At 51.3% G+C, this 25,833-nt stretch carries 22 protein-coding genes; 8 read left to right on the top strand and 14 right to left on the bottom strand.

Annotation, left to right across the window (positions count from 1 at the left end):
- Positions 1–91: 91 nt before the first annotated feature.
- Together EL645_RS09710 and EL645_RS09705 are read right to left on the bottom strand one after the other, a co-directional pair.
- The gene (locus tag EL645_RS09710) at positions 92–481 is read right to left on the bottom strand and encodes a hypothetical protein (protein ID WP_126549839.1); all 390 of its coding nucleotides are present in this window, start codon (positions 479–481) and stop codon (positions 92–94) included.
- Positions 482–1,038: 557 nt separating this feature from the next.
- Positions 1,039–1,956 (bottom strand): pseudouridine-5'-phosphate glycosidase, encoded by a 918-nt coding sequence (locus EL645_RS09705; RefSeq protein ID WP_126549838.1) that lies wholly within the window; start codon positions 1,954–1,956, stop codon positions 1,039–1,041.
- A 642-nt stretch (positions 1,957–2,598) separates the two neighbouring features.
- On the opposite strand from EL645_RS09705, the gene EL645_RS09700 reads away from it, so the two are divergent.
- Positions 2,599–3,567 (top strand): alpha/beta fold hydrolase, encoded by a 969-nt coding sequence (locus EL645_RS09700; RefSeq protein WP_126549837.1) that lies wholly within the window; start codon positions 2,599–2,601, stop codon positions 3,565–3,567.
- Positions 3,568–3,628: 61 nt separating this feature from the next.
- Here the strand turns inward: EL645_RS09700 and EL645_RS09695 are convergent, their stop codons facing one another.
- The 5 genes from EL645_RS09695 to aroF all read right to left on the bottom strand — a co-directional run bounded on the left by EL645_RS09695 (position 3,629) and on the right by aroF (position 8,160).
- Positions 3,629–4,654: an SPFH domain-containing protein gene (locus tag EL645_RS09695; RefSeq protein WP_161977270.1), complete on the bottom strand. Its 1,026-nt coding sequence runs from the start codon at positions 4,652–4,654 to the stop codon at positions 3,629–3,631.
- Positions 4,609–5,208, bottom strand: a complete 600-nt coding sequence (locus EL645_RS39200; protein WP_161977269.1) for a hypothetical protein — start codon at positions 5,206–5,208, stop codon at positions 4,609–4,611. The genes EL645_RS09695 and EL645_RS39200 overlap by 46 nt, the downstream gene beginning before the upstream one ends.
- A gap of 47 nt (positions 5,209–5,255) precedes the next feature.
- A complete protein-coding gene (locus tag EL645_RS09690) occupies positions 5,256–6,257 on the bottom strand; it encodes a PSP1 domain-containing protein (protein WP_126549835.1) in 1,002 nt (333 codons plus the stop codon).
- 128 nt (positions 6,258–6,385) lie between these two features.
- Positions 6,386–6,958 carry an ANTAR domain-containing response regulator gene (locus tag EL645_RS09685; RefSeq protein WP_126549834.1) on the bottom strand — a complete coding sequence of 191 codons (573 nt, stop codon included), beginning with the start codon at positions 6,956–6,958 and terminating at the stop codon, positions 6,386–6,388.
- Between the two features lie 137 nt (positions 6,959–7,095).
- Positions 7,096–8,160: a 3-deoxy-7-phosphoheptulonate synthase gene (gene aroF, locus EL645_RS09680; protein WP_126549833.1), complete on the bottom strand. Its 1,065-nt coding sequence runs from the start codon at positions 8,158–8,160 to the stop codon at positions 7,096–7,098.
- A 436-nt stretch (positions 8,161–8,596) separates the two neighbouring features.
- On the opposite strand from aroF, the gene EL645_RS09675 reads away from it, so the two are divergent.
- Both EL645_RS09675 and EL645_RS40835 read left to right on the top strand, forming a co-directional pair.
- On the top strand, positions 8,597–10,495 hold the full coding sequence (locus EL645_RS09675) for a glycoside hydrolase family 2 protein (RefSeq protein WP_218031801.1): 1,899 nt from the start codon (positions 8,597–8,599) through the stop codon (positions 10,493–10,495).
- Between the two features lie 8 nt (positions 10,496–10,503).
- Positions 10,504–11,064, top strand: coding sequence for a glycoside hydrolase family 2 protein (locus EL645_RS40835; protein ID WP_218031800.1), 561 nt, complete (start codon positions 10,504–10,506; stop codon positions 11,062–11,064).
- A 37-nt stretch (positions 11,065–11,101) separates the two neighbouring features.
- Here EL645_RS40835 and EL645_RS09670 read toward each other — a convergent pair whose 3' ends face one another.
- The 5 genes from EL645_RS09670 to tgt all read right to left on the bottom strand — a co-directional run bounded on the left by EL645_RS09670 (position 11,102) and on the right by tgt (position 16,838).
- Entirely contained in the window at positions 11,102–12,742 is a 1,641-nt protein-coding gene (locus EL645_RS09670) for an IS1634 family transposase (protein ID WP_126549832.1), read from the bottom strand.
- Positions 12,743–12,918: 176 nt separating this feature from the next.
- Positions 12,919–13,704 carry a hypothetical protein gene (locus tag EL645_RS09665; protein WP_126549831.1) on the bottom strand — a complete coding sequence of 262 codons (786 nt, stop codon included), beginning with the start codon at positions 13,702–13,704 and terminating at the stop codon, positions 12,919–12,921.
- Entirely contained in the window at positions 13,676–14,431 is a 756-nt protein-coding gene (locus EL645_RS09660; RefSeq protein ID WP_126549830.1) for a GlcG/HbpS family heme-binding protein, read from the bottom strand. Before EL645_RS09660 ends, EL645_RS09665 begins: the two co-directional genes overlap by 29 nt.
- A 354-nt stretch (positions 14,432–14,785) precedes the next feature.
- Entirely contained in the window at positions 14,786–15,607 is an 822-nt protein-coding gene (locus EL645_RS09655; RefSeq protein WP_126549829.1) for a lipoate--protein ligase family protein, read from the bottom strand.
- Between the two features lie 49 nt (positions 15,608–15,656).
- The gene (gene tgt / locus EL645_RS09650) at positions 15,657–16,838 is read right to left on the bottom strand and encodes a tRNA guanosine(34) transglycosylase Tgt (protein WP_126549828.1); all 1,182 of its coding nucleotides are present in this window, start codon (positions 16,836–16,838) and stop codon (positions 15,657–15,659) included.
- A gap of 776 nt (positions 16,839–17,614) precedes the next feature.
- On the opposite strand from tgt, the gene EL645_RS09645 reads away from it, so the two are divergent.
- The 5 genes from EL645_RS09645 (at position 17,615) to EL645_RS09625 (ending at position 23,725) form a co-directional block, all read left to right on the top strand.
- A complete protein-coding gene (locus EL645_RS09645) occupies positions 17,615–17,920 on the top strand; it encodes a zinc-ribbon domain containing protein (RefSeq protein WP_126549827.1) in 306 nt (101 codons plus the stop codon).
- 618 nt (positions 17,921–18,538) lie between these two features.
- The gene (locus EL645_RS09640) at positions 18,539–20,929 is read left to right on the top strand and encodes a RelA/SpoT family protein (RefSeq protein ID WP_161977268.1); all 2,391 of its coding nucleotides are present in this window, start codon (positions 18,539–18,541) and stop codon (positions 20,927–20,929) included.
- A 329-nt stretch (positions 20,930–21,258) separates the two neighbouring features.
- Positions 21,259–22,524 carry a RelA/SpoT-related domain-containing protein gene (locus EL645_RS09635; RefSeq protein WP_126549825.1) on the top strand — a complete coding sequence of 422 codons (1,266 nt, stop codon included), beginning with the start codon at positions 21,259–21,261 and terminating at the stop codon, positions 22,522–22,524.
- A 104-nt stretch (positions 22,525–22,628) separates the two neighbouring features.
- Positions 22,629–23,171 carry a TGS domain-containing protein gene (locus EL645_RS09630; RefSeq protein ID WP_161977267.1) on the top strand — a complete coding sequence of 181 codons (543 nt, stop codon included), beginning with the start codon at positions 22,629–22,631 and terminating at the stop codon, positions 23,169–23,171.
- 56 nt (positions 23,172–23,227) lie between these two features.
- A complete protein-coding gene (locus EL645_RS09625) occupies positions 23,228–23,725 on the top strand; it encodes an ACT domain-containing protein (RefSeq protein WP_136625190.1) in 498 nt (165 codons plus the stop codon).
- A gap of 123 nt (positions 23,726–23,848) precedes the next feature.
- Here EL645_RS09625 and EL645_RS09620 read toward each other — a convergent pair whose 3' ends face one another.
- Both EL645_RS09620 and EL645_RS09615 read right to left on the bottom strand, forming a co-directional pair.
- Positions 23,849–24,190, bottom strand: coding sequence for a hypothetical protein (locus EL645_RS09620; RefSeq protein WP_126549822.1), 342 nt, complete (start codon positions 24,188–24,190; stop codon positions 23,849–23,851).
- A gap of 292 nt (positions 24,191–24,482) precedes the next feature.
- Positions 24,483–25,718 (bottom strand): sigma-70 family RNA polymerase sigma factor, encoded by a 1,236-nt coding sequence (locus EL645_RS09615; RefSeq protein ID WP_126549821.1) that lies wholly within the window; start codon positions 25,716–25,718, stop codon positions 24,483–24,485.
- Between the last annotated feature and the right edge of the window lie 115 nt (positions 25,719–25,833).

Below are 25,833 nucleotides of genomic sequence, written 5' to 3'. Positions count from 1 at the left end.
CGCCTTTTCTTTTGGTGGATACCTATGTTGGAGGAAATATTGGACATGCAAAGCAAGCCTCCTCCTTTCTCAGCGAAAGGATTGTCCGCGCTTAAGCGGCGATCAGATCATCTGAGAAGAAACGTACCCAAAGTACTACAACGGCCAATCCGCCGATCAAAGCGAAGAAACCGACTGCACCACCATTGGTATTGTTTGGATCTTTAAAAGGATAAAAGAGAATAAGTGAGAGCCAGACAATCGTGAGTGTTGCGGTCGCGCTAAGCTTCTTGGTTTCAGCGGTCGCGTTGAGAAACAGATGGTAAAAGGCAACGACCAGCAGGCCGATGACGCCCAGTACCAGTTTAAGAGGCGTAAGGTTTGAGCCATCTCCCGCCCAGTCGATGACGAGAGAGTCCTTCAAAAATATGAAGAGGCACATCCACAGGATGGCAAGGACTACGCCCACGATAACCTTACGGATCTCCAAAGGGTTATTCACAGTATACGGCTCCTTTCGAGGAGGATTTGTTACAAGAAAAGGACTAGTCAGTGTGAATACACACATTTTTTGTGTATTCGTATTGTAGTCGTTATGATGGAATAAATCAACGTCTACTTAGTGGGAACTTTAAATTGTTTTTTGTTTTTGTCTGTGGCAAAAAGGGGTAGTTTTTTGGATGGGAGCTGATCGCTGCTGTCTTTATGCCGCACTGGAGCACCTACGGTGCTCAAAATTATTTACATGGTGTGATGTAGAAAATGAGCATCGCTCATTTTCTACATCACACCATGTAAATGTCTATGGAGCGCCAGCATACAAAACGATATAAAAATAGATCTGGCGCGAAAGTGGATGGAACCTATAAAAATAGGTGCTTCTCCGCCCTTTAGGAGGAAAGCGGGGTGCAGGGGCGGCAGCCCCTGACGGAGCACGAGGTGTCCTCGCAGCCCTCCCTCCCCGTCATTCCAGGGGAAGGACGGAGAGCCAGTATATCTGGCGCGAAAGTGGATGGAACCTATAAAAGTATGTCGTGCGCGACGGCGCACGACATACTTTTATAGGTTGTGGTAGGCCTGGGCAAAACGGGCTGCCCAGTGGGCATTGTTGAGCAAGAGGGCTTTGTTCGCTTCGATACTTTCTCCGGTTGTGGCCTGGGCTACTTGCGAGAGAACATAGGGTGTGAGGGCTGACCCCTGGATACCTTGCTTTTGTGCCTGTTGGAGGGCTTTTGTGATGGCTTGTTCAATGGGCGCGGCTTCCATGGCGTGGGCTGTGGGAATCGGGCAGGTGACAAGGATGCCATTCAGGCTACTCGTCCATTGGATGTGTGCCAGGCGGGCAAGCGTCGATACGTCGTCGAGTCGCTGAGAGAGCCCCAATCCGCTCTTTTGCACATAAAAAGCTGGAAATTCGTCGGTCTGCCAGCCAATCACGGGGACGCCGTGCGTTTCTAGATACTCCAGTGTCAGATTAAGATCGAGCAGCGATTTGGCGCCAGCACAGGTGACCAGTACGGGGGTCTGGCTGAGTTCTTGTAGATCGGCAGAGATATCCATACTCTTGTCAGCCCCATGGTGAACGCCTCCAATTCCTCCGGTCGCGAAGAAGCGAATACCAGCCAGATGGGCACAGAGCATGGTACCTGCCACGGTCGTGGCTCCCCATTCTCCTGTGGCGAGTGTGAAGGCAACATCTCGCCGACTGACTTTGCGCACATTTGAAGCGGTAGCCAGGTGCTCAATTTCGTCAGCGTTAAGTCCGATGACGATTTTTCCGTCATGAATGCCGATGGTAGCTGGAATGGCTCCTTCGGCTCGAACGGCTGCTTCCATCGCATGCGCAATTTCAATATTTGCAGGATATGGCAGGCCATGCGCAATGACAGTTGATTCAAGTGCTACAATAGCTTGCCCTGCTTGTAATGCAAGCTGCACTTCTTGTGAGATACTTAAATATGATGATATATCTTGCATAGCAAACTAATGGTACGCTATTTAAAAGCAATCGTCAACGCCCCAGCCCTGTATCCCAGGGCTTTTAAATTTTCCCCTTTGGCGCCTGAGGTGCCGGGTGTGGAGTGTGTTTGGTGGGCGGCTGCGGCCGCCCACCAAACACACTCCACACCTGAAAGAATGTACCTCTTATCGCTTGTTCGAGCAGGAGGGGCGGCGAGCCCCTTCTGGCGGGGAGTGGGGTGTCCCCACCGAATCCTCCACCTCTCCTCCCGCCGCAGGCGAGAATGGAAGAGGTATCTTATATCCTGTTAAAGAGAAAAGGTCATTAGCCTATATATGAGTATTCATACTTCTACATGTACCTGAAAATGGAGTGCATTCATACTATACTATTTGTAGCATCCTATCGATTGAGAAAAAGATGAGCTGCTGAAATGCGTACCATGCAATAGAGTACTAATTTGGGTACTACTGTTTGCGCATTCTCGCTGGCACATGCTATATTACTTCTTGAGCCTGCTGTGCTCTATACATTAGAGAATAGTATAGGGATATTGATATTTCTATAGGTAAAGTGAGTATAGTATAGTGTCGAGGTGATTCTATCAAACGCCTCGTAATTGAAATCAGGTAGAACAGCAAGTAGGAGTGTGTATAGATATGGCAATTGCAAAGAAATTGTTTAACACCAGCCTGGTACTTGGCGGTGCACTGGGTGCACTGGCCCTCTATAATAAAGTGACCGAGACAATGGCAGGCGAGCTTGATACTGTTCTGACAGGAGAAGAGCGCCGCTATCCATGGAAGTACGGCGATATGTTTTATGAAGTCAAGGGGAGCCGGGATGCCAAGCCGCTGGTCTTGATCCATGGTTTTGGTCCGGGCGCTTCATCTTATGAGTGGCGTAAGAATATTGATACACTTGCCGAGCAATTCCGTGTATATGCCCTGGATCTGTTAGGTTTTGGCCTATCAGACCATCCAGCCATTGATTATGACGCAGAAACATATACCGACCTTCTCAATGATTTTATTCGTGAAGTGGTTGGCAAGCCGGCCATTGTAGTGGCTCATGGTTTGACCAGCGCTTATGTAATTGCAGCCGCTTACCGTCGTCCACAATTGTTTGAGCGCCTGGTCCTGGTAGGAGCTCCCACCACAATCTTACAGGAATCCTATCCTGGTCCTTTAAATGCGCTACAGAAGTTTATTCTCCGCACGCCTATCATTGGTCAATTCATTTACAACACCCTGACATCGCGCCAGGCCATTCGTGGCTACTATGACGGCCAGGGCTATCACAATCCCGGCCTGATCACCGATGAGCTGGTAGAGTACATCTATACCTCAGCGCATCAGCCCAATAGCCGCCATGCCAGTGCGGCCTTCCTGAGCAGTCATCTACACCTGGATGTGCATGAGCCCCTGGCCCGCTTGCAGGTTCCTGTTGTGGCTGTCTGGGGCCGTGAAGGTTTCCTGACCCCCGCAGAGGCAAGCTCGACCTTTAAGCGCGTCAATCCACGCATTGATGTACGCATCATCGATAAAGCGACTTTACAGATTCAGGATGAGCAGGCTGCTCAATTCAATAACCTGATTCGCGAATTTGCCGGTGCTCCCGTTAAATAATAGCGCTAAAAAGCAGGCTCCGGTCGCCACGTGGCGACCGGAGCCTGCTTTTGGGCTACGCTTAATTGCCGGCCATGAGATTTTCGTCTTTAGGACGTTGTGTATTCCAGCCAGCTTGCGGCTCATCGTGATAGGGTCCGCCAGGATAGCGTAGTTCCTGTTTCTTCGCCTGTTCATAGAGGTTGCGCGCAGCCTGGGCAGCATCAAAATGGACGCTCTGGCTGGCTTCAGGGTCTATGGCCACCTCATGAAATTTGGCTGCGATGCCGCGGATGGTCTCAGGATCTGTAATACGCCCATCCTGCACATCTTTATACGCGTGGACAAGTACATCTTCAGTAAGATCATAGGAGGGGGTAGCGGGTGCGGGGTTTTCGACGGGATAGGATCGGGCAGGTGCTTCAGCGGGTTGATTGCTGGCATTGGCTCTGGCAGTGGCCATCTGAGGTCGGGGTAATGTCATTTCTGGCACCGTTTTTTCCATTACCCTGTCCATTTGAGCCGGTTCCGGTCGCGACGGCTGTACAGGTTGTACAGGTTCGATCTTGATCGCGCCGTGCGGAGCAATCTCAATGTCGCGTATGCTGACCCAATTAATCTGCACACCCCACAAGGCCACTTTCTCGCGCATAAGCTGGAAGAGATAGTCGTTGATCTGCTCGCGACGCTCAAAGCTACCCGCGAAATCATCATCGCCCGGTTGGGCCATCTGACTATTCCTACCGTCGGGCCAGGTCAGAAAATCCTCTGGCTGGAAAACGGTCGTGATAGTTTGTAACGTTGTCTGGAAGAGATCGCGCAGGCTCTCCTCCCAGCGGCGCACCTGTGTGACCGCCAGATAGGCATCCTCTGGTAACAATTGGTAAGAGATCACGCCCCGCAGCATCACATCTTCATCGCGTGACAGCTGAATAATCTGGGCTGGACACATCCACTGGATCTCTTCAACGTTGAGTTGTTTGGCTACCTCTTCCCATGGTAGGAGGACATTGAAGCCAGGATAAATGGTGCGCGCGTACTTCTTGAAGCTATAAATGATGTCTACGAAACCTTCAGGGACTGGATGAACACAGCGGCGAGCCAGCACAACCCGATGGCGATCAAAGCTACCAGTATCAGCAGACCGGGAAGCAGTCCATAGACCGCAAAGCAGGCTGTCAGCAAGAAGAGGCAGAAGCCTCCTAGCGTGCCCAGTGTCCATAACCCATTATCTGAACCTGCGTAATAGACCATGACTGCCTGAATGATGGTGATGGCGATCAGGACAATCAGGATCGGCCAGAAGCCTCCGGGTCCCAGGACGGCGTGTCCTGAGGCCACCTGAGGTAGGATGAATAGACAGGTCAGACCACAGAATACAAGCGGGATCAGGATTAGCGTAATGTACTGATTAACGTTCTTGAAGGATTCGAAAAACGAGGAAGCCGCCTCAGCCGGTGTGACCCGTGCCTGACGGCCTGCATAGCGAGATGACGCTCCTCCTGGCTGGGGCGCATTTTTGTCATTCTGTACTGGTTCCGCCTGGGCATCAACCAGTTCCCCATCTACGACTGGAAACTGTTCAGGATACTGAGGCCAGTTCGAAGCTGGGTCATGGGGTTCTTGCCAGGAATCCCCGGGGTCCTTCCTGTCCGACGACATGTATACACACACCTTCCTCTCATCTCTGCAACCAGATAGTCGTTGAATTACGGCTTCTTCTTGAGGCCACATGATCCACAGCCGCCGGCGCCACCTTTGGTGGAACCGCAGCCGCCACTGCCACAACCGCCACTGCCACAGCCGCCGCTACCACAACTACCGCCGCCTTTAGAGCTACAACATGCGCCACCGCTACCACAGCCACCTGACGGCTTTTTTTCTTCCTGTGACTCGACAGGGACGTGGATAGTGACGCCACTCTCTAACATAACTTCAACAGAATTTTGGGGGACGTTGATTGATACGACCTTGCCACGACCTCCCGGAGTATCGAGGAAGGTGCCGATTTGCGGCATCTGTTGCTTGGCTTGAATGTAATTGTCATTCTCATAAGAGAGACAGCACATCAAGCGTCCGCAGACACCAGAGATTTTTGAAGGATTTAGGGGGAGTCCCTGTTCTTTGGCCATCTTGATCGAGACAATGCCAAAGTCAGTGATCCATGAACTACAGCAGAGGGTCTTGCCGCAAGGCCCGACGCCACCCTGTAGTTTTGCCTGGTCGCGAGCGCCGATCTGGCGTAATTCGATGCGCGTACGAAAAGTGGCTGCCAGGTCGCGCACCAGGGCACGAAAATCTACGCGCTCATCCGCGGTAAAGTAGAAGGTCAGACGGCTGCCATCAAATGTGTATTCGGCCTCTACTAGCTTCATTGGAAGCTTATGATGGACCACACGCTCATGACAACGAACTAACGCGTCTTTCTCTTTACTCTTGTATGAGAGCATCATTCGCAGTTCGTCTTCGGTAGCCAGATGTAGAACGGGCTTCAGTGTATCACTCAGGTCGACTTCGGCCATTTTTTTTGAGGCAATGACTACCCGACCTGCCTCTACACCGCGCACTGTTTCTACAATGACATATTGGCCCGTTGAAAACGTTTGCCCAACCGGATCGAAATAGTAAATTCTACCGGCGGGGCGAAAGCGAATACCAACGACAATAACGTTTGTTTGATCTACACTTGTACTACTCGCTGCCAGTGACATCGCTTTTCTATTTCTTGCTAGCTTTTTTTCAGCAGTCAGACAGGCTACTCGCTGCCCGGTAACTCATCTGATCGTACAATATGATAAAAGAAGGATGTAGCAGCATCGCCACATCCTCTTATCCTGCTTTACATCTCGTTTGTCAGCAAGATAGCTTCGGCTACCTCACGCATGGACTTACGATTATTCATGCTTGCCTTCTGAATCTTGCGGAAGGCTTCCTGTTCAGAGAGGCCCTGCTTTTCCATCAAGAGCCCTTTGGCGCGCTCGACAACTTTTCGGGTCTCCAGTTTCTCAGAGAGCGTCCGATTTTCTTCCTCAATAGCACGGTACTCACTATAGCGTGCCAGAGTGACTTCGATTGCCGGAGCGACCTCACTCTCACGGAGTGGCTTCACAATATAGTTCGCCACACCTGCCTCTTTGGCGCGTTCAACCAACTGCTGGTCTCCGAAGGCAGTGAGCAACAACACTGGTGCAATCTTTTCCTGTGCGAGTGTTTCGGCGGCGGCAATGCCGTCCATGTCGGGCATACGAATGTCCATGATGACCAGGTCCGGTCGCAGCTCACGAGCCAGGTTGACCGCGCTCTGGCCATCGCCAGCTTCTCCAATGACCAGATAGCCTTGTTTGGTCAGCACATCTTTCAAATCCATGCGCTGAATGGCTTCGTCATCAGCAATAATAATTCGTGTTGGCATAGTGTCTCCTCAAAGCCTTTGGTCTATTCCCACCCATCTAATTAAATACTCTTTCTACGTACAAAGAGTATATCATAACACTGGATCAAGCGTCGATAGTGGAGTGGATTGTGTTAACAGTTTGCAAGACTTTGTGCTCAGGCGACACTAACCTCCCCGCGCATCATACGCGCCAGCATGGCTGTTTCATGAACGATCTTTTCTAATTGTTCAGGTGTGATAGATTGCTTGCCATCGCAGAGTGCGGTATTGGGATCGGGATGAACTTCAATGATGAGTCCTTGTGCTTCAGCTGCGATGCTGGCACGAGACATAATTGGAACGAGTTCGCGGCGACCAGTAGAATGGCTGGGATCTACCATAATAGGCAGGTGAGTCAACTGATGGAGCAGGGGGACGCAGGATAAATCGAGGACGTTGCGGGTCTGGGGATCGTAGCTACGAATGCCACGTTCGCAAAGGATTACATTTGGATTGCCGGCTGCGATAACATATTCGGCGGCCAGTAACCATTCTTCAATCGTAGAGGAGAGTCCACGTTTTAAGAGTACAGGCAGTTGCTTGCTGTTGCGACCAGCAGCCAGCAGGAGTGGGAAATTCTGAGCGTTACGCGTACCGATCTGTAATACATCCGCATATTGAGCAACTGTTTCCACCATACCTGGCTCCATAACCTCGGTGATAACTGGTAGCCCGGTAAGAGTGCGAGCTTCTGCCAGCAGGTGTAGACCTTCTATCCCCAGGCCCTGGAACTGGTATGGTGATGTACGCGGCTTGAATGCCCCGCCGCGCAAAACTTGTGCGCCTGCACGCTTGACCGCTTGTGCGGTCGTGAGTAGTTGGTCTCTACTTTCGACGGCGCAGGGTCCAGCCATAATCACGGGCTGTGATGAATCTGCACCTATCGTTACAGGGGTACAGTCAGTAGTGGAACCGATAGTGATGCTGGTGTTTTCTGATTGGAAGGATCGACTGGCTAGCTGGTAGGGGGTGGTGAGGGAATGGGTCTGCTCGACTGCGTTCTGGGCTTGCAGGGCTATTTGTGCCTGCGCATCAACTAAAGCTGAATCAATGGCGATCACCTCTCGTTCATGCATCTGCGTCGTTGTAATTGGACGCTGACTGCCGGTGATTCTACATAAAAGCGCCATTAACTGTGCTCTGTCTTCACTGTTTGTATCCTGGCGGATTGTAATGATCATGTCTGTAACCCTTTCATCAATCGAAAAACTGCATAATTCAAAGAAACAAAAAAGCAGAGGAATTTTCCTCTGCTTCTCCAGCACGCTGGTGGTTTATTTTTGCTCAGCCCAAAGGGCCCACCATCATGCTGGAGGGCTAAACCAATAATAAAAGCTCGATTGTGCAAATTTAATATGCTGGCTGAGCATTTGATTGTTTCCGCTTCTGTTTTTTTTACGGGACCGGCCACATTAAGTTTGCTTGCTTCAGTCCCTGTACTGATTATACGGACCTTTCTATCCCTGTGTCAAGGGGGAATAGTACAGTTTTCGTTAATTCGTGGAAAAAATCTATGGAAAAAATCTATAACGCGAACGTTGCGAAGGGGCTTTATTCCTGTTATGCTGTGCATCATATATGTTCAAGGCGATGTTGCTGAAAGGAAAGTACTGGCCAGTGAAATATAGAGATCTGACAGATAATTGGCAATTGAAACAACGGACTCCTGAAGTTGAACTTTCCGCTGACTTTATGGCGACGGAAAGCTGGCTGCCGGCTACTGTTCCCGGGGTAGTACACCTGGATTTGTTGGCGGCGGGACAGATCCCCGAACCTTTCTATGGATTACATGAGCAACAATTACAATGGATTGGTGAGCGTGATTGGCTCTATCGCACTACTTTTGAGCTGACAGCCCAGGAACTGGCTGCCTCCGAGTTGACCCTGTGCTTTGATGGCTTAGATACCTACGCAACCGTCTGGCTCAATGGCGTACAAATATTGACCAGCGATAATATGTTTGTGCCACAACGTGTCTCTGTGAAATCACTCTTACGCGTAGGACAGAATGCGTTGCATATAGTCTTTGCGTCGGCCCTGTTACGTGGCCAGCAGCTCGAAGCACAGTATGGTAAGTTACCGCTCTGGAATGGTGATTCCAGCCGTTTGTATGTGCGCAAGGCGCAGTATCACTATGGCTGGGATTGGGGTCCAGTCTTTATGACGGCCGGACCATGGCGGGCTGTGCGCCTGGAGTCATACGATGCGCGCCTGGCTGAGGTACATTGTCCTTATGAGATAGCCGAGGACCTGGCGAGCGCAGTATTGCCGGTGAATGTACGGCTCGAGAATCCAGCGCAAGCGGGTGCGCAGGAAGTGCATTTCGCGCTATATGCGACTTCTGGTGACGTGGTGGCCGAGAAGACGCTGAATGTGCAGGGAAAGACAGAGGCTGAGACGCGCTTTGAGTTGAAGCAGCCTGAGCTCTGGTGGCCGCATAATTATGGGAAGCAACCACTGTATCGATTGGTGACAACCTTGCGTGGCCCGCAGGGTGAGTTGGATCGCCATGAATTGCGCCTGGGTCTACGACGTTTGCGTTTGATCCAGCAACCATTGCAAGAGACAGCTGGTAGCAGCTTCTATTTTGAAATCAATAATACCCCGATTTTCTGTGGTGGCTCTAATTGGATCCCTGCTGATTCTTTTACGACCCGTATCAGTCGGGAACGCTATCGCCAATGGTTGCAGTTAGCGGTGGATGGTAATCAGACCATGCTGCGCATCTGGGGCGGTGGCATTTATGAAGATCCGGCCTTCTATGAGCTGTGTGATGAGCTGGGCCTGCTAGTCTGGCAGGACTTTATGTTTGCCTGCGGACTTTATCCTGCCCATGCTGAGTTCCAGCAGAGCGTGCGTGCCGAGGCCGAGGCTAATGTACGTAGCTTGCGTCACCATCCCAGTATTGTGATCTGGTGTGCCAATAATGAAGATTATGCGGTGGCCGAGAGTAAAGGTGTCTCGGACCCGCAGATCACCGAGCATTTTGAGCAGACGGCCTTTCCGGCCCGTGCGCTGTATGAGCAGTTGCTGCCAGAAGTCTGTGCTCAACTGGACCCCACGCGTCCGTACTGGCGCGGTAGCCCTTATGGCGGGGCCAGTTCATCCGATCCCACCGTTGGAGATGTCCATGTCTGGTCTGTCTGGCATGGGGGGATACCATATCAGAATTACGCAAAGCTGGCTGGTCGTTTTGTCAGTGAGTTCGGCATGCAGGCCTTCCCGGCCCTGGAGACCATTCAAGGCTTTGCGCCAGCGGAAGAACTTTATCCCCAGAGCCGCACACTAGATTACCATAACAAAGCAGATGGAGGTCCGCGCCTGATGGCCCCATACCTGGTGGATAATGTGCGTGTACCCGCTGACCTTGAGGGCCAGATTTATGTGACCCAGTTTGTGCAATCCGAGGCGCTTGGAGCCGCTATTCGTGGCTGGCGTCGCCGCTGGCAGGGCCGGGTCGCGAGTATACTGCTGGTGCTCTGGTCTGGCAGCTTAATGATTGTTACCCGGTCATGAGCTGGGCCATGGTTGATTATCATTTACGTACCAAGCCCGCTTACTATAGCGTCGCCCGTGAACTGGCACCGCTGGTAGTGGGCCTCGATCGTCAATCCGTTGAGCAGGTTGCGGTCTGGGCAGTTAATGGCAGTGTTCACGAGGTGCAGCTTGAACTAGAGCTATGTAGCGTCAACCTTGCGGGCGACCTGCTTTCCGAGCAGCGCCGCAGTGTGGTACTGGCGCCTAATCGTTCCAGCGAACTGGATGTTATCCAGCAGCCTCAGGATGATCAAGTAGTATTGCAGGCGCGCCTCTGGCAAGATGGGAAGATTGTTGCTCGCACAACGCTGTGGTCTGAACCCTATAAATACCTGACCCTGCCCGATCCCGAGCTGCATGTTGAACGTGTTGACTCCCACACCGTCACCATCAGCGCCGAACGACCCGCCAAAGGGGTCTGGCTAGATGCTGGTTCTGGCGTCAAATGGAGTGATAACATGCTAGATATCATACCTGGAGACCCACAGACCCTTACCGTCTCAGGCCTTGAAGACCAACCCATCCAGCTACGCTGGCTCGATAAATAAATCGCCTTTTTTATTATAAATCCCACATTCCGCAGTTTCAATCTGAAAAAAAATAGAATTGTTGATAGGCTGGCCCCAGTAAAGAAAGGATCTTGTGATGCAGTGGCTGCAAGCGGAGGACCACCGACTCTGTTCTGGTTCCAGTGCGGATCTGCAACAATTCAATGCCTTCAAAGCATTGGAACACCCAGCGCATTGTTGGTCGAGCGGTGGGCTTGTTGACTTGATTGGGGATTGTTTGCCCGCTTGCCTGCAATTGCTCACGCAAGCGATGTTCTGCCAGACGGTAGACCAACAATGCGAGCACCATAATCAAGCTTAGGGCCACAATGCGCTCTGGTTTTTTCACAAAGACCGAGGAGGCCAGGAACAAGGGATCTTTCAAGAAACGGAAGCCCCGTTCCACACTGCCTTGCTCCAGATACAGGCTGATCACCTCCTCATTGGAGAGATCCGCTTCATCCACGATATTGGTTGCGATGATAAAACAGGCTTTGCGCTGGGCGTAGGCCAGCAGCTTTGCTTCGTTGAGGATGACCTGCGACGTGACGCTCCAGCGCAGCCCGCTTGGCTCAGCATCCCGAGCGGGACGGCCTCGTCCTTCAAAGACCGCCTGGCTCTTGAGTTCCACCGAGGCTTCCAGCCACTCAGGCAGGCCTTTCAGGCTCTGCTCCCAGGCCTGTTGCGCATCCTCTCGACAGGCAAACGACTTGGTGCTCACATGCCACAGCTTCTTTGTCCACACGTCCACCTGCTTGTCGGCTTGCTTACGAGCCGTCTGCAACGCGCGCTTGACCCCATCAGCACTTCGAACCACGATCCAACGCTCAGGCCCCTGCGACAGGTCCATCTGCTGTACGACCATGCTGCGTGTCCCATCAGCGCTGAGCTGCCACGCATCCTCGGCTTGGATCACGGCGGCTTTGGCTTCTTTGCTGGTTTCAGGAACACGACTGACCCACCCCACCCCAGCTTGATTGAGCTGGAGCACATTCGCTGTACTGTAGAGGCCACTATCGGCGACGTAGATGGGCTTTTCTTCGGGCTCTTTCTGCCGCAATTGGGCATGCAACTCTGCAATGACCTTGACCAGGCTCTCTTTATCGCTGCTATTGCCCGAAAGAGGCTGCAAAAAGAGGGGAATATCTCCCTGATGCGTAGTCGCCAGTGCCAACATCCACTGTTTGAGATCTTCGCGATGATCGCGTGAGTAGCCATGGGTAATGGCGATCACGTGCTCGTTTTCTTGCTCGGTTTCGTAGGCTCCATTGACCGAAAAGGAGGTGGTATCCACATGCAGATGCCGTGCTTTCACCCCAAAGCATTGACGGGCCTGATGGGCAATGCCCGCGAACACGGTGGTCACATCTTGCTCGTAAAGCCAATCCAGGGTGCGTCCCAGGCAATCGTCGTTGAGCATGTCTGCGCTGATACCTGCTCCCAGGAGGTGAGCGACCGGTTTGTTCTCGAAGAATTGTGGCACCAGATAGAGCTGGCGATTGGCAAAACCCAATCCGTTGAGAATCATGGCGACGGTCGCCGTTCCGTAACTGACCACGCGTTGTTGGTTGGGCTCCAATGCGTCCAACCACGCTGCCAGCCCTATTTCTTGACAGACTCCTGCGACAATGCCCAAATGATCCAACCGTTCGTTCTGGTACTCTTCAGCTCGTTGCATGCTGTTTTTCTGCTCCTTTTCGTGCTGAGAATACCTTATCCAATTTCTCTTTTTCTGTCAATTACCCTGCGGAATGTGGGATAAATTATGATGAAGTTGAAGCCAGTGCGCGCGCGCACTGGCTTCAACTTCATCATATACAATTCTTTGCGCGCCGCAGGCGGCTAAAGGAGAAACTAGCGTTTCTTGCGCTGCTGGCTGCGATAAGCCTGATAAAGATCATCATGCTCACCCTTGACACCCTGGCGCATCACTGGTGGCGCGACTTTAGGGGTCGGGGTACCCGCCGTGCTGCTGCCCGTTTTCGCCTTGTTGGCCTGAGTCTGACTGCTAGCGAACTGCTTACCATTTGGTAGCAGGTCGAAGGCCACCAGAGCATATAGTAAGACGATCAATGTCAGGATGTTGAGCAAGAACGAGGTTGTCACTGGCAGATTATTAATAAATGGAACGGTGAATACGGTTTTCTCGATATGCATGTTGATCGCGAAGGTGCGTTCCAATGGCAGAAGGAGATTGGCGCCAATCAGGTAGATAACCATGCCAAACATATGACGAGGCTTGAACAGGCTGGGGCGAGTCGCAGGCCGGGCTTTGGCGGCGGCTGGTTTCTCTTTAGCTTCCGCAGCCTCTTCCGCCTTGACAATGGCGGTCTTTGGATTCATGTTCTTGCGGGCACGGGCCATACGCGCGTCAACCACTTCTTTTTCATCGGCGGGACCATCCTGTTCGCTACGCTCGACTTTTGAGAAGAATTTAGGGAGACGCGATAGGCGTTTAGGTGTTGCTACAGGCTCGCTGACCACATCCTCTACAGCGGGCGCGGTATCCAACTCCAGATCCTCAGTAGTGGGAGGGAGGGTTCCTTCCTGTGTTTCGGTATCCGTAACGAGGACTGGGCGATTGCGCGGTACACGGGTGCGTCGAGGTCTTTTAGCAACAGTATTGTAATTCTGACTCATGCTTGGTCTCCTGGATGGTCCACCTCTGGTGGGTAGCTGAATTATAACGGAATGACTGATAGGAATCTTGCTCGCGTGTGGTTGATGAAGAAAGGTCCGCGGGCTTTTGATTGGATTGATTATAGATGGAGCTATTATCTCTATCTCTTGTAGATGAGCCAGAGACTGGTTCTCCACTATTTCCTTTATCCTGGGTATTGTAGGCCGCCTGTGAATAGAGCGGCTGTGAGTATGGCGCTGCTGGTTCCGCTGGATTGTTGTAGACTGGCTGTGGCTGTGGAACATTTGCCGGAGTGCCCCTCATTGGAGGGGCACTGGCTTCCAGTGCTCCGAGGCCTGCGCGCGCAATCTCATCGTCGCGTCCAGGGGCATTTCCACCACTGACACCAACGCCACCGATGGTAACACCATTGACGCGGAGCGGCCAGCCGCCCGCCGCCATGATGAATTGTCCATTGGTCATGCTGGCCAGGCTGGAAGCGAAACCTGGTATCGCAGCTCCCCACTGGGCTACATCGTCGGTGGATTGATTAAACATCACTGCTGTATGGGCTTTGGCAATACTAATATCGCCAGTTGCGAAGCCATATGGTGCCATCATGCGCTCAAATAAGACGAGGTGTCCCCCGGCATCGACGATTGCGATGCTCACCGGACTGCGCAGTTCACGAGCTCGCTGTTTGCAGGCTTCTTGAACTTTGCGGGCCATCTCGATAGATATACTCACGCCCAGATACTCCTTACTAAATGACTGCACTCGATGGATGGACAATCAACAGATGTATGTCCATAACCGGTGTCCCAGTGTTGGTGAGGTAGTGTCTCTGCACTGTTATATTGTGCTTCTCTAGAGATAGATGAAGACAGCTGTATCCACCTACTCAAAAAGTTAAAAACATAACCATGCGTACGTTCGCTCATTGTACATCACATACCGTCTACGTGCAATGCGTCTGTTTCTGTGAGGTGGACTTTTTTCAGACGCTGTGTGCCGACTGTGATACCTTGAAATGGCATCTATCTGCTCCCCGCCTGGTCGCTACCTGCATATGGTATTATCTACGCACTACTCGTCGCCAGGTTACGACAACGAGATCCGTTCTTTGCGCCAGTTGAGCTTACTATACTTCTCTTCGACCAGCTGGCGAGCCAGTTCCCACTCTGAAGCACTGAGTTCTTCTTCGACCATCTCGTGCTGTAAGAAAGTACTAAACCCCTGACGGAATGCCCGAGCTACTTCATCCCAGCTGGCCTGTGGGGCAAATGTATGTAGCGGCGTTGTCTTTTCAAGATAGAGCTTGAGGGCCTCGGCACGCTCTTCGGCGCTGGGATAGCGCAGCAGGCTAAAAAACTCGGCGGCGCGATCATCCAGGGGCAGTGAACCCTGTTGTAGTAGCGCGTCCTCTTTCCAGACCTGGGCACTGCCCACCAGTTTGAAACCGCCGCTGGTCAGATCGGCCTGCGTGGATGAAGCAAAGCAGGCTGCCGAAGGATGCTTATTTACCCGCTCATCACTTATTTCGGCCTGAACGCCCAGCAGGCGTAGGGCGGCTAATAATCCCTGTGAGAGATAGGCGTAGGCAGCGACCACACCCGAAGGTACACCATAGCGTTTTCCGATCACAATACTATAGGTGAATTCATCGCGGTGATAGACCGCACGCCCTCCTGTAGGACGACGAACCAGGATAACTCCCTGCTCTTCACAGGACTCCTGTTCAATTTCGCGCTCAATGCTTTGAAATCTTCCTAGCGAAATCGATGGTTGTGTCCAGCGAAAGACGCGCAGGGTTGGAGGGACATCCCCTCTAAGATGGTGCAACAGGATTGCTTCGTCGATGGCCATATTTAACTGGGCATCCTGAATGCCTGTGTTCACAAAACGATATGGTGCTGTCTGCATAGACCAGAATTCCTTATGCTTAAATCTTTATAGTGGTTGTTTATCTTATTTATGCACGCTTATCGCGCGCTTCTTTCCATTTTTCGCGCTGGGCTTCACGCACTTTTTCAGACGCCGGAATATAGCGGGCCAGGAATTCATCACGGAAAGCTGGATACGTTCCATTGATAATCGAATCCCTTAATTGGCCGGCCAGGCGTAGCATAAAGCGGATATTGTGGATACTGCCCAGGCGGAAATACAGTTGCTCTTCGGCGCGGGCCAGGTGATTGACATATGCCGCGCTATAATGCTGGCAGGTATAGCAATCGCAACCTTCTTCAATAGGGCCCCTGGCGGTACGGAAGCGCGCACCCTTAATGCTGACTCGACCATCGCGGGTAAAGAGTCCACCGTGGCGCGCCACGCGCGTTGGCAGTACACAATCAAACATATCCATGCCCAACCCTACACCGATTACCAGATCTTCGGGTGAGCCAACGCCCAGCAGGTGGCGCGGCTTATCGCGGGGTAGATTAGGGGTCACATGTTTCAACATCCCCCACATCTCTTCTTTTGGCTCGCCCACGGACAGCCCACCGATTGAAAGACCCTGGAAGGGCATATTTCCAATTACCTGTGCGCTTTGTGCGCGCAACTCCGGCTCAAAGGCCCCCTGGACAATCCCGAATAGCGTCTGTTCCGGTCGTAGTTTTTCCTTCTCTACCAGGGCGCGCTCTTCCCAGCGATGGGTCCATTCCATCGCCTTTTTGGCTTCCTTCGGACTGCAGGGATAGGGGGCGCAGATATCGAGTGGCAGAATAATGTCGGAGCCCAGTTCGGCCTCAATCTGCATGACCCGCTCAGGTGTCAGTGTATGCAGCGAACCATCGATATGAGATTTGAACACCACCCCATCTTCATTCAGCTTGCGCAAGTGGCCCAGGCTCCAGACCTGGAAACCGCCGCTATCCGTTAGAATAGGGCCATGCCACTGCATAAAAGAATGCAGGCCACCAAATGAATCGATCAAGGCAGAGCCAGGTCGTAGCATCAAATGATAAGTGTTAGCGAGAATAATCTGTGCACCAGCCGCGTGCAATTCTTCAGGGGCAACGCTTTTAACGGTCGCCTGTGTCCCGACAGGCATAAAAATAGGGGTTTGAATCGTCCCATGGGGAGTCTGAATTGTCCCAGCGCGTGCCCACGTCTCCGGACATTCAGCATCTATTGTAAAGTTGAATGATGACATGCATTTCTCAAAAGTGGATTGACAACAGCGGGCCCAGTCATATTAAAAAAGGTGCCCGGCATTTCTTCTTATTTTCTCATGAGCGTCAAGTCAAGCCCCGCCATTCCCTCCCGATTGCCGCCCTCCGCAGAGCCGGCGGCCCGTTCTCCTCATCACGCGGTTGCTTGTCTTTAACACTTCTGCCCACGTGGTGCCCAAAAGCATCGTCCGTGTTTGGGCACCGCGTGCAGGAAAAGGCGATGCCACGGGGTGCCTGAGCGCTGGGATACGGGGCCGCCGGCTCTGCGGAGGGCGGCAATCGGGGACCAGTCCAGAACCTATAGGCATCGCTTTTCTTGTTGCCGTTTTGACAAGCGATGAACCTCCCTGCGGCTATTACATTTGCAAGGGAGATTATATAGATAGTGTTTAATATAGTCGGCATCATCATATAGAGAAACGATAACACTTCACAAAATGATGAGTATAATCGTATCTACGCATGATTGAGAATCTGCTTGTGAAAGCTAACTATAATCATCATATATAAATCGCTAAATCCAGTTGCATATAAAAGCTACATAAAAATATGTACCATAGAGACAATTTGTCATAAAAACACTTGCAAATCACGAAACAATAGTGTATGCTTTCAATCGGTATCCAATCTCGGTCTCGCATACAGTGCTCGTCCAGGGCTATAGAATCCCACGCTGGTAGGGGGACAAAATGACTGGTGACAACTGCTAGGATATGGACCCGGAGGATAACCAACATATCACACAGGAGGTCCCTAGTTGAACTTCGTTGACAAAACCCTAAAGTGCCGTGAGTGCGGAACAGATTTCGTGTTCACCGCCGGAGAACAAGAGTTCTACCAGCAAAAAGGTCTGATGAATCAGCCTGGCCGCTGCCCTTCATGCCGTGCGGCTCGTCGTCAGACAGCCGGTGGTTCAGGTAGCCGCGAGCGCGCTCCCCGTGAAATGCATACAGTAATTTGCGCCGAGTGTGGTACCGAAACTCAGGTGCCGTTCTTACCAAAGAACGATCGCCCGGTCTATTGCAGCCCTTGTTACGACAAGGTCCGTGTTGCCCGCGACTAACTCACCGTTAGCTACGTGTTGCACTCACATTTTATCTCAGCGTCATGTGCTCTAATGTAGAGGATATGTGCTGGTGAGCAATAGGCGCCAGTTTACTGGTTCTTTCCCCAAAAAACAAAGAGGCTTAGTCAAGGTGTGTTCTTGACTTGGCCTTTCTCTTTTGCCTTCTCCTATCACTAGATTTTTTTCCTCCCGGCTATGACTTTAGACTATGTGGTATAATTAACCACAAAACGAAAATGTATATGTACCGTTTGTGGTTGTTGAATACAAATATGCCGCAAAGGCTTGTAAAAGGCGCACCTATAGCCTTGTTTTCCTGCCTGATTGCCTTCTTTTTACTTCTTCTTCAGCGTAAGTGACATTGTATCTGCTTGACAGGCGCTCATTGCTCCTTATAATAGAGAAGTAACATCAGTTTTGCCCAGGTGTAAGTGTTCCCACATAGAGTGTATCTCTATTGAGGGGGACACTTTATTAGTAAAAAGCTACCAACTATCCAATCAGGTATGGGCAGATGGTACAACATGTAGTAGCAGGTATTAGAGAATGGCTACCAATTTCGATAAAGTTGCTGACGAGTCTGGAAAATCCAGAGATACGCAGGCGATCATACCCATGGTTAGAACAACAACAACATGGGGGACGAAAGCCACGCCCTCACGGATGACGATCCAGGACTTATTAGATGAGACGCAGCACTATCTCACTCCAGAGGATATGGAGAAAATTCAACGTGCCTACGATTTAGCAAATCGCGCACATAAGGGAGCCGTGCGACGCTCTGGCGAACCTTATATTCAACATCCCCTGGAGGTAGCCTTACTGCTTGCTGGAATGCGTATTGATGCAGATGGCATTGTATCGGCCCTCCTCCATGATGTGGTTGAAGATACCGAATATTCATTAGAGGATTTGAGCGAGCAATTTGGGCCGGCGGTGGCGAATATCGTGGATGGTGTGACGAAGTTTGATACCCTTGCTGGCAATAAGCCCGCCAAACCTTCCCATGATGCCTCCGGCGCGCCCACCAAAGATGTCGCAGCACCTCCTTCTCTGGTAGATAAGCGGCGTATTCGTACCGAGACGGTGCGTAAGATGCTTCTGGCAATGGCTGAAGATCCGCGTGTGGTGGTGGTGAAACTGGCTGACCGCTTGCATAATATGCGCACCCTGAGTGCGATGTCGCCAGCGCAGCAGCAAAACACCTCACGTGAGACCAGCGAGATCTATGCTCCCCTGGCCCGGCGCCTTGGTATGTCCCTGGTGCAGGCCGATCTGGAGGATCTGGCTTTTGGCTATCTAGAGCCAGAGAAATATATTCAACTGGCCAGGCAGGTGGATGAAGAGGTCAAGCGACGGCAGCCATTTGTAAACGAGGTCTGCCGCGTTCTGCGTGAAGAGATGCAGCGAGCTGGTATTCGGGCCGATGTATTAGCCTGGCAGAAGCACCTGGCCAGTATTAATCGCAAGTTAGAAGATGTGCCTTCCCAGTTAAATGGTAGTGAGTTGAGCCAGATTCACGATCTGATCTCATTCCGTATCCTGGTCGACTCTGATTATGAATGTTACCTGGCACTGGGCCATATCCATGCGCTCTGGCGACCCAAGGATGGCCGTATTAAAGATTTTATTGCCACCCCTAAATTGAATGGTTATCAGTCGCTCCACACCACAGTATTCTGTCTGGACAATCGCCTGGCTGAAATTCAAATTCGCACCTATGATATGCAGCGAACCGCTGATTATGGGATTGCCAGTTACTGGTTTTTGCGTGAGCGTATGGGCAACGCCGACAGAGATAAAGAGCGTGGTGAGCATAATGAAGCTACGCCGGGCAGCTGGCGCCTCTCCTATCGAGAGATGGTAACATGGATTGAGCAGTTGCGGGAATGGCAGCGGGCCTTGCCCCAGGGAGCCGATGAGTTCGTCGAGGCGGTTAAGGGAGATATCTTCCAGGAGCAGATCTTTGTTTTTACGCCGCAGGGCGAGGTCAAGGATCTTCCGCGCGGTTCGACGCCCCTGGATATGGCTTATCGTATCCATACTGATATCGGCGATCATTGCGCTGGAGCCCGTATCATCACCAATACTGATGATAGCGGTCGCCTGGTGACGCGCCTGGTGCCATTGGATTATGAGCTAAAGGGCGGTGAGATTGTTGAGATCATGGTCAACCGTACCGTGCATCCAACACGTGACTGGTTATCATTTGCGCGCACCGCTGCGGCCCGCAATAAGATTCGTCGCTATCTCAAGACGTATGAGCGCGAGATCAATATGCAACTGGGCCATGAGCGCCTGGACTTTGCCCTTAAAACCGCAGGTTATCAGGCCGGTGTGGATGAGCAGATAGAAGGATTGTTGCGCCGCTTCTGTACAGAGGAGCCAACGGCCAGCACTACGTTCAAAAAGTATGCCACGATCGAAGATGTCTATGTGGCGTTAGGACGTGAAGATCTGCTGGTTGAGCAAGTACTGGACCTGTTACAACCCCAATTGCCGCAGCCAGAGGCCCTGGGTGGCTCTGAGGGCGAAAATAGCTTATATCTACATAAGGATGGCGATAACGCCTTGTTGATCCAGTTAGATCGTGGTTGTTGTCCTATCCCAGGTGATTCGATTATTGGTCAGTTGACGCCGGATCAAGGGGTTGTAGTGCATAGGACCGATTGTGATCTATTGCGTCGCAATCAAGAGTTACCCACCAGCCTGGTTGAGGTAAACTGGCGCCAGCTTCATCCCACCAGCTATCTGGTTGCCATTTCATTAGTGGCCCATGATCGCTCCGGTTTGTTGCGCGATGTGGCGGCCGTGGTTGCAGACGCTGGCATCAATATGGTATCCGTAACCTCAACGACCAACCCATCGTCCCAAAAGGCCGTGATTACTGCCACCCTGGAGATATTACCAGCTGAAGGTGAATTATTAGATCAGATGGAACGCATTTTGCGGCGTTTACGACAAGTGAAAACAGTGGTTAGCGTTGAGCGTGCAATAGGAAAATAAGGCCCCCGCCATTGTGAGCACTTGATGTGAGTGTAGGTGCTCCAGACCTTGTTTCAGCGTGTATCATCTCCACTCTCACAGTAAGAGGCATCTAGTATGAATGTGCGACAATATACACTGAGCGTTCTCGATGTAATGCACACAAGCGATGCCTCTACTTTTCCGCTAAGAGTATGAGCTAATCTAACAAGTGACTTATTGGTACGTATACTGTTGTAGGTATAAAATCGTATAGCGTCACGGATAACTTGTGAACCAAATCAAATGCTACGAAGTAAACAATACCCGACAATCCAATATTGGATATGTCATATGGCCATAGATGAATTATGATAGATAGGTCTGTAGAACAACAATTTGTTGAGCCTCCTTACCCGCCTGCGATGAAGCAACTGCTTTCGCTGGTCAACCAGTATATGGCCCCGGCTGAAATCGACCTTGTCATGAAAGCCTTTCAACTGACGTTAGAGACTTGCCAGGGTATTCCCGGTTCGAGTACACGTCCGATTCCACCACTGGATCATGCGCTGGCGGTAACAATTATCATGGCGGAGTTGATGCATGTGGATGCGATTGGGATTGCTGCCGGGCTGGTATATGAGGCTGTAGATGCTGAATTATTGATTTCTGACCAGGTAGAATATGTGCTTGGATCAGCTACCGCACGTGTTGTGGAGAGCATGCTACGTTTAAATATCCTGGAACGCAAAAAGCAAAATGCCGCTACGGGCGCTATGCTGGCGATTCAGAATACCCAGCTCTCATCCTCAAAGAAGGCTTATAGCGAGCGGGATGATGACAGTATATCCTCCTCTATAGAGAGCAAGAAGCCCAGGGTGCGTGAAGCCATGCGGCGCCAGCAAGCAGAGACCGTGCGTAAGATGTTTGTGGCCATGGCTGACGATCCACGGGTGGTACTACTCAAATTAGCATATCGACTGCATGCGATGCGCTTAATGTGTGAGCCTTCCTATGAAGGCGATCCGCAGGAATTAATGACCCTGGCCGAGGAGTCGCGTGAGATTTACGCTCCCCTGGCGGGCCGCCTGGGTATGTCGCGTGTAGAAAGTGAATTACAGGATCTGGCCTTCCAGATTCTAGAGCCCGATCGCTATAGCTGGGTGCGCAATGTGCTGGATATTGAGACCAAGCAATGGCGTTCTTATGTAGATCGAGTATGTGAGCGCCTGCGGTCTGAGATGGCATCAATCGGGGTCAAAGCAGATATTTCGGGGCGCGTCAAACATGCCTATAGTTTTTATAAGAAGATCGCGCGTACCGCGGGCGATTTTGAAGACTTTGAGCAGTTAAAGGCGGCGGCTGATCTCAGCCAGATCCATGATTTGCTGGCCTTCCGCATTCTGGTCGACACCACCACAGATTGCTATATAGCGCTGGGACATGTACATAGTCTCTGGCGGCCAAAAGAGGGTCGCATCAAAGATTTTATCGCCAATCCCAAGCCCAACGGGTATAGTGCCTTGCATACCACTGTTTTTTGCCTGGATGATCAACTGGTAGAGATCCAGATACGCACACACTCTATGCATGAAACGGCTGAGTATGGTGTGGCCACTGGCATTATAAAGACGTAGGCGATAATGCCTCGGCCTCAGCCAAAGAACTGCTAACCTGGCTCAGACAGCTGACCGAATGGCAACAAGATCTTCGTACCGCTAATACCAGCGACACTGAATTCGTGGAAGCGGTCAAGGATGATATTTTCCAGGAACAGATCTTTGTCTTGACGCCCAAAGGAGAAGTTAAGGATCTGCCTGTTGGTTCAACGCCGTTAGATTTTGCCTATCGTATCCACTCAAAGGTGGGCGATCATTGCTCTGGAGCACGTATCATCGCTTCTGATAGTGATGGCAACGGCGAGCGCCTTGTCTCACGCATGGTTCCTCTGGACTATGAGTTGAAAAACGGCGAGATAGTGGATATAGTGACCAGTCGAAGCGCCCATCCAACGCGTGATTGGTTGACGTTTGCGCGTACGGCTGCGGCCCGCAATAAGATACGCCGCTACCTTAAAATTAATGAGCGCCCAATCAATATGCAAATTGGCGAGGAGCGCCTGGAGCGTGAGCTAAAGGCGGCCGGCCCACGTGGGATGGACGCCATTAATGACGACGCGGAAAATTGGGTCTGTAACAGCTTGCACGCCGATTCATTTGAAGATCTATTGGCTGCCATCGGGGCGGATGATCTACGTCCCGTGCTGTCGTGGTCAAGTTGCTAGAATACTGGCAGCGTGAGCATAAGGACGCCAAAGAGTCGAAGGAGAGCGAAAATAATTTGTCTCTACCTGCGGTCTCAGCCAAACAAACAGCGACCGCACAACTGGAAGTGGCGGGTGTCAGTGGCTTACTGACCCGGCTGGCAAATTGTTGCTATCCATTGCCTGACGATACGATCGTAGGTTTTATTAGTCGTGGCAAGGGTGTGATTGTACACCGTACCGATTGCCGTAATATCGCACGCCTGGGTGAAAAGGATCGCGAGCGCCTGATCCATGTCAACTGGTCTGGTATGAGCCAGCAACTCTACCATGCACCTATCTTGATTACCGCCCATGATCGTACAGGGATGATTCGGGATGTGGCTACTGTCGTCTCGGATTCGGGCGCTAATTTGATGTCTATTAACTCCAGCGTCAGTGCGAATCATCAAACCGTCGTGATTATGGCAACCTTGGAGATTGCCGAACTGGATCAACTGCATCGCCTCTTTGTGAAGCTAGAGAAGGTGAAAGGTGTGATCCATGTGGCGCGTGATCTGGGCCAGCGAAAATAATCAGAACGCTTGCTGGCTTCCTTCTTGTATCCTTTTTGTAAATGAATGCATTGGGATCCCAGGCGCTATTCAAGCTTGCCTGGCGTTATCGTAGCATTTTAGGATGGAAGTAGTTGTTGCCGATCAAGGAAGTTCGGCGACGACGATCGCGAGCTCCATTATCAGGAGTACACAGCCAGCTACCAGAGTTAAGGTTGACAGGAATTTACCTTCTTTCCATAGCGGCTTCCGTGCCATATAGCGGCCAACAATGCCCAGTATAAGTGTTGGTAAAGGACAGGCTAGAAAAAGATAGACTGAAAGATGGGCAAAGCCGAGTGGTAACAATCCCAGCACATATGATAGATAAGTGTCCAGTGAAAGGCAGATACCAGCAATGAAGCACAGGCTGATGCCCAGGTAGGCCGTCCAATGGACCCGTGATGCTTTTTGTCCAATCTCCCTTGGGAGTATTTTTCCATCCATACTAACATTTTCCCCCTCTTTTGGATCGGCATATTTAATTGTATAGTTTTAAAGACTTCATCATAGGCTAGCATAACCGCCATCCCTCAAAATGAAAACGGACAAATGACCTATTTTTACTGTGGCACTGGTTATGATAATGATCATTATGCTCATATCTAATATTTAAACGCAGCGGGAAATGAAAATTTTATTGGATGGGTACACAAAGTCCCCCGGGAGGATGTGTTTCATAAGAAACACACCCTCCCGGGGGACTTTGCGCATGTTTTTTGTATGCTACCCTGGCAAGCTAGCCGCGCAGACGCTCCAACACGGGTGGTTGGCGCAGTTTAGCCAGTGCTCCGGCTTCAATCTGACGTACACGTTCACGAGTAATACCAAGCTCACGCCCCACCTGTTCTAGTGGATGAGCCTGACCATTACCCAGGCCGAAGCGCAATTGCAATACCAGTTGCTCACGTGGTGTTAGCACTGACTCAAGCACACGTTGCACTTCATCTTTCAATGTCTGGGTGGTTGCCAGTTCTTCAGGTGAGGCTGACTCTGTATCTGCCAGCACATCGCCCAATTCCTGCTCTTCGTCTTCGCCAACGGGTAGTTCAAGGGAGACTGGTGCTCCGGGAGCCGATTGCAGTTCAACCATGCGAATTGGATCGAGCCCCGTGGCTTCGGCCAACTCCATCTCGGTTGGTTCGCGACCAAGTTCCTGCAGCAGACGTTGACGCTCACGGCGAATACGGTTTAGCGCCGTATTGACATATACCGGGAGGCGAATGGTCCGCCCTTTATCAGCCACTGCGCGACTGATTGCCTGACGAATCCACCAGGTAGCATGGGTTGAGAAACGGTGTCCACGACGCCAATCATAGCGTTGTACTGCGCGGATGAGGCCGATATTACCTTCCTGGATAAGATCCAGCAAAGTCAGACCACGACCAACGTAGCGCTTGGCAATACTCACCACCAGGCGAAGATTTGCCAGAATGAACTGCTTCATCGCATCGCGGTCACCGGATTCAATGCGCTGAGCCAATTCAATTTCACGCTCATGAGTGATCATAGGAACGCGGCCAATCTCACGCAAATAGGTCATAACTGCGTCAGATTCGCCTGCATCTGCGGTATTTACCTGGTTTTCATCCTGATCTTCGGAGCGGCGCCGACGTGTCGCAGTACGACGGGCGGGATGCTCTTCTTCAGAATTGATGGAGGGAATATGGATTATTGAGTCATTTTCAAGATCTGCGGCCTGTGGTTCCTCATGGATATCAGAGTCAGATAGATCTTCTTCTAATTCCAATGGGCCCGTCTCGATATCGAGTGAGCCTGTGTCCATGCCACCCATCTCATCTTCTAACTCGTGGTCATCTTTCCCGGCACCAGCCTCCGCATCATCCTCTGATGTATAGTCAAGATCTTTAGAAAGAAGTTGTTCGACAATATCGAAAGGTTTCTCAAGATCTGTATTATGTGATTTATGTAAGGTAAGCGTTGTTCCCGTCATGGCACGCTTTGTGTCTATCATTGTGCGCCCTCCATGAAAAGTAGTATATCCTAAGCAGCAAGATATCTGTTCGTCGTCAGTCTGGTCCTACACTCAGGGAATTTGAGCCCTTCATCGGACCGTTCTGTCCGAGCCG

The sequence above is a fragment of the Dictyobacter kobayashii genome (genome assembly GCF_003967555.1).
In the GTDB taxonomy this organism is placed as follows: Bacteria; Chloroflexota; Ktedonobacteria; order Ktedonobacterales; family Ktedonobacteraceae; genus Dictyobacter; species Dictyobacter kobayashii.
The sequence above is the reverse complement of the archived record's forward strand: the minus strand, read 5'-3'. Positions and strand labels throughout refer to the sequence as shown.